Genomic DNA, 11,495 nt, shown 5'->3' with positions numbered 1-11,495 from the left:
GGCACGGGGTCACCGTGCCGGGCGGCGTCGCCTGGCGGGTACGACGGTCGGCGTACGGGTCAGCTGATGCCGGCTTCGGTGCAGAGCTTGGCGTAGTCGGCGGTGCAGAGCTCTTCCTTGGTGACGAAGCCGTCGACGACGACGTCCTTGACGTTGTCCTTGTAGATCGCCTTCGGGGTCAGCAGCACGGCCGGCACGTCCCGGCTACCGTCCTTGACCGTCTGGCCGGTGTCCTTCGTCTCGCCCTTGGCGACGGCGATGGCCAGCTCGGCGGCGGCGTCCGCCTCCTGCTTGACGGCCTTGTAGACCGTCATGCACTGGTCTCCGGCGAGGATGTTCTGCAGGCCCTGCGGGGTGGCGTCCTGCCCGGTCACCGGGACCTTGCCGTTGAGCTTGTTCTTCTTCAGCACGGAGATGGCGGCGTTGCCGAGGCCGTCGTTGGCGGCCAGCACGCCGTCGATCTTGCCGTTGGCCTTGGTGAGCTGCTGCTCGAAGATGGTGGCGGCCTGCGTGTTGTCCCAGTCCGGCACCGAGTCGTCGGCGACCTTGGTGTATTCCTTCGAGTCGAACTTCGGCTTGAGCACCGAGTCGTACCCGTTCTTGAACAGGGTCGCGTTGTTGTCGGTCGGCGAGCCGTTGAGGTAGGCGATCGCCGGGTTCTTGGCGCCCTTGTCGGTCAGGCACTTGGCCAGACCCTCGCCCTGGAGTTTGCCGACGGCCTCGTTGTCGAAGCTGACGTAGTACTGCGCGGAGCCGCCCAGCGTGAGCCGGTCGTAGTCGATCGTGGCGACGCCCTGCGACTTGGCCTTGTCGAGCACGGCCTTGCCGGTGCCCGAGTCCAGGTTGACGATCATCAGGGTGGTCACCCCGTTGGTGATCATCTGGTCCGCGATGGTCTGGAAGGCGGTCTTGTCGCCCTGCGCGTTCTGGATGTCGTACTTGACGCCGGCGGCCTCGAAAGCGGCCTGGAGGAACTTGCGGTCCGCGCCCTCCCAGCGGGCGGAGGACTTGCTGTCCGGCAGGATCACGCCGATCTTCGGCGTCTTGTCGGAGGATCCGGCCTGGTCGCCGCCGTCGGAGTTCTCGCCGCAGGCGGCCATGCTGCCGGTGGCCAGCAGGCCCACGGCGGCGAAGGTGAGGAAGCCCTTGCGCATCTGCACGGGTCCTTTCGGGGGTGGGGGAGTGGGAGTGGAGCGGTGTTTTGTTGTGTCCGGCAACGTATTGCGCGTCACACTCCCGGCACAAGACCGCCGAGGTCAGAAGTTTGTTGGCGGCGGTAACAATTCAGCAACGTGCCTGACACCCCGCCCTAACCGCCCCGAAAGCGGGGCAGGCCGAAGGGCCGCGCCTCGGGCGCGGCGATCGGGCGATGCTCGGGTCAGCCGGCGGCGATGGGGGCGGTGGTGGCGTCGGTGAGGGCGACCAGGTCGGCCGGGACGAGTTGGAGTTGGAGGCCCCGCCGGCCCGCCGAGACGTACACCGTGTCGTGGGTCAGCGCGGAGGCGTCCAGCACCGTGGGCAGCCGCTTGCGCTGGCCGAGCGGGCTGATCCCGCCGCGCACGTAGCCGGTGGCCCGCTCCGCCGCCGCCCGGTCGGCCATCGTCGCCCGCTTGCCGCCGAGCGCGGCGGCGAGGGCCTTGAGGTCCAGCTCGCCGGTCACCGGCACCACCGCCACCGCGAGCGCGCCGTCGACCTCGGTCACCAGCGACTTGAACACCCGCTCCGGGGGCACGCCCAGGGCCGCCGCGACGAGCGCGCCGTAGTTCGGCGCGTCCGGCGACACGTCGTACGGGTGGGTGCTGTGCCGGATCTTCCGCTTCGTCAGCAGCGCCGTCGCCGGAGTCCCCTGTCCCGCCATGCCCGACAAGCTAGCCCGCCGCCGCCTCACGATCCAGCGGAATCGTCACCGGGCGGCAGACCAGCACGGTCGGCGCGCCCGCCACCCGGGTCAGCACCAGGCTCGCCGCCTCCGGGCCGGCCAGCCGCAGGTCGCGCCGCAGCCGCTCCGGCTCCAGCGCCGAGCCGCGCTTGAGGATCTCCACCCGGCCCACCGCGCGTTCCCGCAGCAGGGCGCGCAGCCGCTTCAGCGAGAACGGCAGCACGTCGGTCACCTCCAGGCAGCGGGCGAACGGCGTCGCGCCGGGGGCGTCGGCGTACAGGTAGGCGATGGTCGGGTCGGCGAGCGTGGCGTCCAGCTCGCCGGCCAGCTCCGCCACCAGGTGAGCGCGGACCACCGCCGGGTCGGGGTCGTGGACGTACCGGCGGACCGGGCCGACCGCCGCCTCGGCCGCGCCCGAGCCGGTGAGCTGATGACAGCCTTCCTTCACCACGGTCGCGCGGCGGGGGACCTCGGCCAGCCGGCCGCACCACAGGGCCGCCTCGACCAGGTCGCCACCCACGCTGACCCACTCCGCCTCCGCGCCGGCCGGGATCAGCGCGTGGTCCAGCCCGGGGGCCACCTTCACGACGGTGTGCGGCACCCGCTCGGCCAGCGCGGTGACGAAGTCCCACGGCGGCGAGTAGGCGTTCGGGTCGAAGATCCGCCGACCAGTGCCGGCCCTGCGCCGCGCCGGGTCGCAGAACGCCGCGTCGACCCGGGACACGTCGAACGCCGTGGCGTCGCCGCACTCCACCGTGAAGCGGTCGGCCAGCCCGGCGGCCTCGGCGTTCGCGGCGGCCATCGCGGCGGTGACCGGGTCGGCCTCCACCCCGTACACCCGGATGCCGGCGCGGGCGGCGGCGAGCGCGTCGGCCCCGAGGCCGCAGCCCAGGTCGGCGAGGGTGCGCACCCCGGCCGCGCGCAGCCGGTCGGCCCGCCGGGCCGCGACCACGCCCCGGGTGGCCTGCTCCAGGCCGGCGCGGGTGAGGAGCATGCCGGCCGCCGCCGGCCCGAACTTGCCGACGGCCCGGCGGCGCAGCTCGGCCTGGGTCAGCGCGGCGGCGGCCAGCGCGGCGGGCACCCCGGCCGAGCGGAGCGCGGCCGCCGCGGCCAGCGGGTCGCCGCCGGCCACCTCGGCCGCCGCGGCGAGCGCGGCCGACCCCTCGGGGGTACGCAGGGCGGCGAACTGGTCGAGATCCACGTGCCCATTGTCGGGCCCGGGCGGCGGCTGGCCGACGGCGGTGGTGGTGTCGGAGGTTGGTGGGGCCCGGGGTCGGCGCTGGCGGCGTGTCGCGGTAACGAGTGGCGGAACTGTGGCGACACGACGGGCGACGCGTTGGCACTCTCCTTGACGGAGTGCTAGCCACGGCCTAACCTGCGATTAGCACTCTCCCATCGAGGGTGCCAGCTTCCGGGCCCCGTGCCCGGGGGTTTGACGCCAGGCGGACCGGCACCCGCGACGACGGCCCCGCCCGGTGGCATGTGGCAGATTGACGCTGGTCGGCCCCGCCGTCCAGCAACGAAACCAGTACCCCAGGAGGGTATGCCCGTGACTACCGCGACCAAGGTTGCGATCAAGCCGCTCGAGGACCGCATCGTGGTCCAGGCGAACGAGGCTGAGACCACCACGGCGTCGGGCATCGTGATCCCCGACACCGCCAAGGAGAAGCCGCAGGAGGGCACCGTCCTCGCTGTCGGCCCGGGCCGGATCGACGACAAGGGCAACCGTGTGCCGATCGACGTCAAGGTCGGCGACACCGTCCTCTACTCGAAGTACGGCGGCACCGAGGTCAAGTACGCCGGCGAGGAGTACCTGGTGCTCTCCGCCCGCGACGTCCTCGCGGTCATCGAGAAGTAAGCAACCGATCAGTGCCACTGCCCCGGTCCGGCTCGCCGGGCCGGGGCAGTGACGCTTCGAAGGGATACAGATGGCGAAGATCCTGAGCTTCTCGGACGACGCCCGGCACCTGCTGGAGCACGGTGTCAACGCCCTCGCGGACACGGTCAAGGTCACTCTCGGCCCGCGCGGGCGCAACGTCGTCCTGGACAAGAAATTCGGTGCGCCCACGATCACCAACGACGGCGTGACCATCGCCAAGGAGATCGAGCTCACCAACCCGTACGAGAACCTCGGCGCGCAGCTGGTCAAGGAGGTGGCGACCAAGACCAACGACGTCGCCGGCGACGGGACCACCACCGCGACCGTGCTGGCCCAGGCCATGGTCCGCGAGGGCCTGCGCAACGTGACGGCCGGCGCCAACCCGTCCGGCCTCAAGCGCGGCATCGACGCGGCGGCGGCGAAGGTCTCCGAGGCCCTGCTCGACCGGGCCGTCGAGGTCGCCGACAAGAAGTCGATCGCGCACGTCGCGACGATCTCCGCGCAGGACGCCACCATCGGCGAGCTGATCGCCGAGGCGATGGAGCGGGTCGGCCGCGACGGCGTCATCACCGTCGAGGAGGGCTCAGCCCTCACCACCGAGCTGGACGTGACCGAGGGTCTCCAGTTCGACAAGGGCTTCATCTCCCCCAACTTCGTCACCGACGTGGAGGGTCAGGAGTCGGTCCTGGAGGACCCGTACATCCTGATCACCACGCAGAAGATCTCGGCGATCGAGGAGCTGCTGCCGCTGCTGGAGAAGGTCCTCCAGAACAGCAAGCCGCTGCTGATCGTCGCCGAGGACGTCGAGGGCCAGGCCCTGTCCACGCTGGTGGTCAACTCGATCCGCAAGACCCTCAAGGTCTGCGCGGTCAAGGCCCCCGGCTTCGGCGACCGCCGCAAGGCGATGCTCCAGGACATGGCGATCCTCACCGGCGCCGAGCTGGTCGCCCCGGAGCTGGGCTACAAGCTGGACCAGGTCGGCCTGGAGGTGCTCGGCACCGCCCGGCGCGTCGTGGTCGACAAGGAGAACACCACCGTCATCGACGGCGGTGGCCAGGCCAGCGAGGTCGCCGACCGGGTCGCCCAGATCCGCAAGGAGATCGAGGCCTCGGACTCCGACTGGGACCGGGAGAAGCTGGCCGAGCGGCTGGCGAAGCTCTCCGGCGGCATCGCGGTCATCAAGGTGGGCGCGGCGACCGAGGTCGAGATGAAGGAGCGCAAGCACCGCATCGAGGACGCCATCGCCGCGACCAAGGCCGCCGTCGAGGAGGGCACGGTCCCGGGTGGCGGTGCCGCCCTGGCGCAGATCCTGCCGGTGCTCGACGACGACCTCGGCTTCACCGGTGACGAGAAGACCGGCGTCTCGATCGTGCGCAAGTCGCTGGTCGAGCCGCTGCGCTGGATCGCCCAGAACGCCGGCCACGACGGCTACGTGGTGGTGCAGAAGGTCGCCGGCATGGACTGGGGCCACGGCCTAGACGCCGCCATCGGCGACTACGTCGACCTGGCCGCGTCCGGCATCATCGACCCGGTGAAGGTGACCCGCAACGCCGTCACCAACGCCGCTTCGATCGCCGGCCTGCTGCTCACCACCGAGAGCCTGGTGGTGGAGAAGCCGGAGAAGGCCGAGCCGGCCGCCGCCGGTGGCCACGGTCACTCGCACGGCCACGGCCACCAGCACGGCCCGGGTTTCTGACCCAGCCGTACGACACGTTCAGGGCACGCCGGCTCCCCACGGCGTGCCCTGACGCGTATCCGCTGTTGCTTACGGAACGCTGACGTACCTGTCGCTGCCCCGGCCCCGTCGGAAACACTGGGCGGATGGGCACCATCTCGCGCGGGTACGCCGCGCTGGCCGGGATCACCGCCGCCGCCGTGGCGATCGGCACCGCCGAACCGGTGGCGGTGCTGACCGGCCCCCGGTCGGCACCACTGGTCGCGGTCGGAGGGCTGGTCGTGGACACCGTCCCCGAGCCGGTCAAGCAGTTCGGCATCGCCGTCTTCGGCACGTACGACAAGATCGCCCTGCTGACCGGGACGGCGCTGCTGCTGGCCGGCTTCGCGGCGCTGCTCGGCGTTCTCGCCGCCCGCCGGCTGTGGTTCGGCCTGGCGGGCATCGCGGCGTTCGCCGCTCTCGGGGTGGCCGCCGCGCTGACCCGGGCCGGCGCGGACGCCGTCGCCGCGCTGCCGGCGCTGGTCGGGGCGGCCCTCGGCGCGCTGGCGCTCTGGATCCTGCTGGCCGGCCCCCTGCACCCCGACCCCTGGCCGTGGACCCCACCCACCGCCGCCGTGAGCAAGGAAGGGCCCCTTGTTGACACCCCCCTGTTAACAAGGGGCCCTTCCTTGCATCCGGTGCATCCCGAGGGGCGGCGGCGGTTCCTGACCGGGGTCGGCGCGCTGACCGGCGCGGCCGTCGTGACCGGGCTGGGCGGGCACTGGCTGGCCGGGCGGCGCGGGGTGTCGGCGGCCCGGCAGGCGGTCGCCCTGCCCGCGCCGGCCTCGCCCGCCCCGGCCGTGCCGGCCGGGGCGGATCTCTCCCTCACCCAGCTCGCCCCCTACGTCAGCCCCACCTCCGGGTTCTACCGGATCGACACCGCCCTGGTGGTGCCGCAGGTCGACCCGGAGAACTGGTGGCTGCGCGTCCACGGCCGGGTGCGCAACCCGATCGAGCTGAGCTTCGCCGACCTGCTGGCCCGCCCCATGGTCGAGCGGTACGTCACGCTGGCCTGCGTGTCGAACGAGGTGGGCGGGGACCTGATCGGCAACGCCCGGTGGCTGGGCGTGCCGATCCGGGAGCTGCTCGACGAGGCGCAGCCGGAGGAGGGCGCGGACCAGGTGGTCGGGCGCTCGGTCGACGGCTGGACCTGCGGCACCCCGACGGCGGTGCTGCGCGACGGCCGGGACGCCCTGCTCGCGGTGGGCATGAACGGCGAGCCGCTGCCGGTCGAGCACGGCTTTCCGGTACGGATGGTGGTGCCCGGCCTGTACGGCTACGTCTCGGCCTGCAAGTGGGTGACCGAGCTGGAGCTGACCAGCTTCGCCGACTTCGACGCGTACTGGGTGCCCCGGGGCTGGTCGGCGCAGGGGCCGATCAAGACCCAGTCCCGGATCGACACCCCCCGCCCCCGCAACCGGCTCACCGCCGGACCGGTCATGGTGGCCGGGGTGGCCTGGGCCCAGCACCGGGGCATCCGCCGGGTCGAGGTACGCGTCGACGACGGCCCGTGGCGGGAGGCGACGCTCGCCCCGGCGGTCTCGGTGGACACCTGGGTGCAGTGGTCCTGGCAGTGGACGGCCACCACCGGCGAGCACACCCTCCAGGTGCGGGCCACCGACGCCGACGGCGAGACGCAGACCGAACGCCGGCAGCGCGTCGACCCGGACGGCGCGACCGGCTGGCACACCGTCCGGGTCACCGTCCGCTGACCGCCGAGCGGTCACGCGCCGGCGCGCCGGCTACTCGGCCGTGGGCGTGGCGGACGGCGTGCCGGCGGGCGGTAACCCGTTCGTGGGCGTGGCGAGCGGCGAGACGGTCACCCGGCCGTGGCCGGTCCGGCGGGTGGTGGCGGTCAGGCGACGCTGTGCTGCGCCGGCATGGTGGACTTGTGCGGTCGGCCCAGGCGGGCCTCCAGGCGGGCCACGTCGACCCGTGCCTGCCGGCGGTCGGCCAGGTCCTCCCAGCCCACCGCGAGCAGCCGCAGCCGCTCCGCCTCGCTGAAGCCGCCCCACACCCCGTAGGGCTCACGGACGGCGAGGGCGTGCGCGGCGCACTCGGCGCGCACCGGGCAGGCCCGGCAGACCGCCTTGGCACCGGACTCCCGGCGCAGCCGGGAGGAGCCGCGTTCGCCGTCCGGGTGGAAGAACTGGGCACTGTCGCGGCCCCGGCAGGCACCGAGCCGCTGCCAGTCCCAGAGGTCGACGATGGGTCCGGGCAGCCTGCGTACGTTCGACATCAGCATCCCTCCTCCCGCGCGGCACCGCGGAGATCCTCAGTTGACCGGTGTCCGGGCGACGGCCGCGCGGACGCACCGTTTCCGGCTCGGGCTCCCCGGTACCCCGCCTTGCTCCGGCTCACACGTGTGTGATCGAACAGCTCGGACAATCTGACTGATATGCCCTATCTGTCGGAAAAGTTCGAAGGATTGGCGGGAACGCCCACCCGAGGCGACCTCCCCGTGGTCTGCTCGGGGTCGGAGAGGAGACCACAGTGCGTACCGTCCTCGTGTGCGTTCGGACACCGCTCGCCGCGCAGCAACTGACCTCCGCGGCGGCGCGGCTCGGACTGTCCGCCGCCGTCCGTACCGCCGTCTCCGATCCCGAGGTGATGCTGCGCCTGGCGGAGGTCCCGGCGGACGTCGTGCTAGCCGACACCGCCCTCACGCGGCCGGACAGCGCCGGCTTCGTCCGGCGGGTGCTGGCCCGCGCCCCGCAGGCCGCGGTGCTGCTGCTCGGCGCGGAGGAGTCCGAGGCCGCCGCCGCCACCATCGGTGCCGGCGCCCGAGGGCTGATCCAGGGCACCGACCACGACCTGACCAGCGCGGTGGCCAAGGCCCTGCTGCTGCTCTCGGCACCCGGTCGCGCCACCCGCAGCCGGGTGACCGACCCGGCCCGGGACGCCGCCTCCGTCGGCGGGCCGGTCCGCTCCGCGCCGGCCGGGCGCGCCCCGGCCAAGCCCGGCCCGCCCAACTCCGGAGCGGCCTGGCCGCCCGGGCCCGAGGCGGCGGCGGGCGGTACGCCGGCCGTCGTGCCGGTGCAGCGTGGCGACGACGAGGTGGAGGCGGCCGGCGAGGGGGAGACCCCGGCGGCGGCAGGGCAGCGCCCCGCTCCGACCCGTGGCGGCCGGGGCGCGATCGGACTGACGGAGCGGGAGCTCCAGGTGCTGCTCGGCATGGCCGAGGGCAAGAGCAACGCCGAGATCGGTCGTGAGCTGTTCGTCTCGGAGGACACCGTCAAGACGCACGCCCGCCGGCTGTTCCGCAAGCTCGGCGCCCGGGACCGTGCGCACGCGGTGGCCGCCGGCTTCCGCGCCGGCCTGGTCACCTGACTCACCCCCACGCGGCGGGAGGTGGTGGGAGGTGGTGGGGCGTTGGCGCACTCGCGCTCCCGCATGGTGGCCCGGTCGGGGCGAGCGCGGCCCGATCGGGCGGCGCTGTCCGCACTCTCCGCTCGTCATCGCACGTGACGCGGCGTGATTTCGCCGGCTGGTGACGCCAATCCCTCCGGCACCTTTGCTCTGCACCCGGATACGCAACGGTTCACGAATCGTGACCGGCCGTTGCGATCCCCGCCGCACACGTTTCTGCGTATGCCCAGCTCTTTGGCGGTGTTGCGTAGGTGGGTGCAGAGCAAAGGGGATGAGTGATGTCGTGGGGGGTTGGCGGGTGGTTGCGCAGAGTCAGGTCGGCTGGCCGCAATGGCGGGTCTTTCGGCGGTGACGGAGCGTGGCCGACGAGCGGCGGCTTCGGGAGGTCCGCCGAGTGCGGGGGAGCCCGCCGGGGTTCGGGAAGCGCGGGGCGGATCTCAGGGGGTCGGGTCGTCCTCGGCGCCCTCGGTGAGGGTGTCGTGCACGCCGTCGGCGTATCCCCGGGCGTAGTCCCAGGTGACGTAGTGGTCCGGGTCCGGGTCGTAGGCCGGCTCGTGCACCCGGGGGCGGCCGGAGCTGAGGAGGTGGCGCAGGTTGCCCCGCAACAGGTCCCAGTCGAAGTAGTGCGGCTCGCGGCAGTCCTCGCACTCGATGACCAGCCCGCGCACGCCGACGGGGGCCAGTAGGGCCTGGTAGATCTCCAGGTCGGCCAGGTCCTCCAGCACGTCCTGCCGCTCGACCTCGGTCAGCGGGTCGAGCGTGTCGTCGTCCGCCGGGTCGTGCAGCTCCGCCGCCGGATCGGCCGGGTCGCCGTTGAACGGGTCGATGGGCTCGTCGTGCACCCCCTCACCGTAGACCCCACGACCGCCGGACGCCCGCCCCCGTCCGGCCGGTCACCCCGCGTCGGCCTCGGCGGGGGTGAGCGTCACGCAGCGTCGTCCACCGGCCCGGCTCCGGCGGGGGCGGCCTGGGGCGATGGGTACGATGACACTGACGCGTCCTCACCTGGCGCGCGCCGGACGTCCGCGCGCGCCACCTCGCCGAAGCCCGCCCGACCCAGCTCAGGAGAGCAATCGTGGACAATTCGCCCAGCATCGATCTTCCGGCCGGCGCCGACACCGGCGAGCTGGGCGGCCATCTGCCCGAACTGCCCGCCGGTTCCGCGCGGGTGGTCCCGCTCGGGCTGACCTTCGACGATGTGCTCCTCCAGCCGGGCGAGTCGGACGTCGTGCCCAGCCGGGTCAACACCCGCACCCGGCTGACCCGCAACGTCGAGCTGACCGTGCCGCTGCTCTCCAGCGCGATGGACACCGTCACCGAGGGGCGGATGGCGATCGCCATGGCCCGCCAGGGCGGCATCGGCGTGCTGCACCGCAACCTCTCCGTCGAGGACCAGGCGCTCCAGGTCGACCTGGTCAAGCGCTCCGAGTCCGGGATGATCACCAACCCGGTGACCGCGAGCCCCGACGACACCCTGCGCGACGTCGACGCGCTCTGCGGCCGGTACCGCATCTCCGGCGTCCCCGTGGTCGACGGCGAGGGGCAGCTCGTCGGCATCGTCACCAACCGGGACATGCGCTTCGTCTCCGAGCCGGCCACCCCGGTCCGCGAGATCATGACCCGCACTCCGCTGGTCACCGCCCCGGTCGGGGTCAGCAAGGACGAGGCGCTGGCCCTGCTGCGTCAGCACAAGGTCGAGAAGCTGCCGATCGTCGACGGCGCGGGCCGGCTGCGCGGGCTGATCACCGTGAAGGACTTCACCAAGAGCGAGCAGTACCCGAACGCGACCAAGGACGACGCCGGCCGGCTCCGGGTGGCCGCCGCCGTCGGCGTGGGCGAGGACGGCTACAAGCGAGCCCGGGCGCTGGTCGACGCGGGCGTCGACGTGATCATCGTGGACACCGCCCACGGCCACCAGCGGGCGGTGCTGGACATGGTCCGCCAGCTCAAGAAGGACGTGACGATCGACATCGTCGGCGGCAACGTAGCCACGTACACCGGGGCGAAGGCCCTGGTCGAGGCCGGTGCCGACGGCGTGAAGGTCGGGGTGGGCCCGGGCGCGATCTGCACCACCCGGATCGTCGCCGGGGTCGGGGTGCCGCAGATCACCGCGATCATGGAGGCGGCGCGGGCCGCCCGCCCGGCCGGCGTCCCGGTGATCGGCGACGGCGGCATCCAATACTCCGGCGACATCGCCAAGGCCCTCGTGGCCGGCGCCGACACGGTGATGCTCGGCAGCCTGCTGGCCGGCTGCGAGGAGAGCCCCGGCGAGCTGATCTTCATCAACGGCAAGCAGTACAAGGCGTACCGGGGGATGGGCTCGCTCGGCGCGATGCAGTCGCGGGGGCAGGCCAAGTCGTACTCGAAGGACCGCTACTTCCAGCAGGACGTGACCAACGACGAGAAGCTGGTCCCCGAGGGCGTGGAGGGCCAGGTGCCCTACCGGGGCCCGCTCTCCCAGGTCGCCCACCAGCTCATCGGCGGGCTGCGGCTGGCGATGGGGTACGCCGGTGCCGAGACGATCTCCGACCTGCACCGGCGCGGTCAGCTCATCCGGATCACGGCGGCCGGGCTCAAGGAGAGCCACCCGCACGACATCCAGATGACCGTCGAGGCGCCCAACTACCACTCCCGCTGACCCACCACCCCCGACA

10 protein-coding genes are annotated in these 11,495 nt (G+C 72.9%); 5 read left to right on the top strand and 5 right to left on the bottom strand.

Features of this window, described 5'->3' with window-relative positions:
• Positions 1-59: 59 nt before the first annotated feature.
• The 3 genes from ACFT41_RS09485 to ACFT41_RS09475 all read right to left on the bottom strand — a co-directional run bounded on the left by ACFT41_RS09485 (position 60) and on the right by ACFT41_RS09475 (position 3,080).
• Positions 60-1,154: a sugar ABC transporter substrate-binding protein gene (locus tag ACFT41_RS09485; protein WP_377581705.1), complete on the bottom strand. Its 1,095-nt coding sequence runs from the start codon at positions 1,152-1,154 to the stop codon at positions 60-62.
• A gap of 224 nt (positions 1,155-1,378) precedes the next feature.
• A complete protein-coding gene (gene ybaK, locus ACFT41_RS09480; RefSeq protein ID WP_377581707.1) occupies positions 1,379-1,858 on the bottom strand; it encodes a Cys-tRNA(Pro) deacylase in 480 nt (159 codons plus the stop codon).
• A 10-nt stretch (positions 1,859-1,868) separates the two neighbouring features.
• Positions 1,869-3,080, bottom strand: a complete 1,212-nt coding sequence (locus ACFT41_RS09475; protein WP_377581709.1) for a methyltransferase domain-containing protein — start codon at positions 3,078-3,080, stop codon at positions 1,869-1,871.
• Positions 3,081-3,422: 342 nt separating this feature from the next.
• Here ACFT41_RS09475 and groES point away from each other — a divergent pair, with 342 nt between their 5' ends.
• The 3 genes from groES (at position 3,423) to ACFT41_RS09460 (ending at position 7,184) form a co-directional block, all read left to right on the top strand.
• Positions 3,423-3,737 carry a co-chaperone GroES gene (gene groES / locus ACFT41_RS09470; protein WP_018222648.1) on the top strand — a complete coding sequence of 105 codons (315 nt, stop codon included), beginning with the start codon at positions 3,423-3,425 and terminating at the stop codon, positions 3,735-3,737.
• Positions 3,738-3,807: 70 nt separating this feature from the next.
• Positions 3,808-5,454 carry a chaperonin GroEL gene (gene groL / locus ACFT41_RS09465; RefSeq protein WP_377581711.1) on the top strand — a complete coding sequence of 549 codons (1,647 nt, stop codon included), beginning with the start codon at positions 3,808-3,810 and terminating at the stop codon, positions 5,452-5,454.
• Between the two features lie 125 nt (positions 5,455-5,579).
• On the top strand, positions 5,580-7,184 hold the full coding sequence (locus ACFT41_RS09460; protein WP_377581713.1) for a molybdopterin-dependent oxidoreductase: 1,605 nt from the start codon (positions 5,580-5,582) through the stop codon (positions 7,182-7,184).
• A gap of 143 nt (positions 7,185-7,327) precedes the next feature.
• On the opposite strand, the gene ACFT41_RS09455 is transcribed toward ACFT41_RS09460, so the two are convergent.
• Positions 7,328-7,711, bottom strand: a complete 384-nt coding sequence (locus ACFT41_RS09455; protein ID WP_377581716.1) for a WhiB family transcriptional regulator — start codon at positions 7,709-7,711, stop codon at positions 7,328-7,330.
• A gap of 254 nt (positions 7,712-7,965) precedes the next feature.
• Between ACFT41_RS09455 and ACFT41_RS09450 the strand changes: the two genes are divergently transcribed.
• A complete protein-coding gene (locus tag ACFT41_RS09450) occupies positions 7,966-8,802 on the top strand; it encodes a LuxR C-terminal-related transcriptional regulator (RefSeq protein WP_377581718.1) in 837 nt (278 codons plus the stop codon).
• A 476-nt stretch (positions 8,803-9,278) separates the two neighbouring features.
• Here ACFT41_RS09450 and ACFT41_RS09445 read toward each other — a convergent pair whose 3' ends face one another.
• Positions 9,279-9,683: a DUF5319 domain-containing protein gene (locus ACFT41_RS09445; RefSeq protein WP_377581721.1), complete on the bottom strand. Its 405-nt coding sequence runs from the start codon at positions 9,681-9,683 to the stop codon at positions 9,279-9,281.
• A gap of 233 nt (positions 9,684-9,916) precedes the next feature.
• Between ACFT41_RS09445 and guaB the strand changes: the two genes are divergently transcribed.
• Positions 9,917-11,479, top strand: coding sequence for an IMP dehydrogenase (gene guaB, locus ACFT41_RS09440; RefSeq protein WP_377581724.1), 1,563 nt, complete (start codon positions 9,917-9,919; stop codon positions 11,477-11,479).
• Positions 11,480-11,495 lie beyond the last annotated feature (16 nt).

It is taken from the genome of Micromonospora sp. NPDC057141, assembly GCF_042670805.1.
Classification (GTDB): Bacteria; Actinomycetota; Actinomycetes; order Mycobacteriales; family Micromonosporaceae; genus Micromonospora.
The sequence above is the reverse complement of the archived record's forward strand: the minus strand, read 5'-3'. Positions and strand labels throughout refer to the sequence as shown.

What these genes read in the sequence shown, in the direction of transcription:
- ACFT41_RS09485 (WP_377581705.1), bottom strand. Translation starts at nt 1,154, where the DNA reads ATGCGCAAGGGCTTCCTCACCTTCGCCGCCGTGGGCCTGCTGGCCACC.
- ybaK (WP_377581707.1), bottom strand. Translation starts at nt 1,858, where the DNA reads ATGGCGGGACAGGGGACTCCGGCGACGGCGCTGCTGACGAAGCGGAAG.
- groES (WP_018222648.1), top strand. Translation starts at nt 3,423, where the DNA reads ATGCCCGTGACTACCGCGACCAAGGTTGCGATCAAGCCGCTCGAGGAC.
- groL (WP_377581711.1), top strand. Translation starts at nt 3,808, where the DNA reads ATGGCGAAGATCCTGAGCTTCTCGGACGACGCCCGGCACCTGCTGGAG.
- ACFT41_RS09460 (WP_377581713.1), top strand. Translation starts at nt 5,580, where the DNA reads ATGGGCACCATCTCGCGCGGGTACGCCGCGCTGGCCGGGATCACCGCC.
- ACFT41_RS09455 (WP_377581716.1), bottom strand. Translation starts at nt 7,711, where the DNA reads ATGTCGAACGTACGCAGGCTGCCCGGACCCATCGTCGACCTCTGGGAC.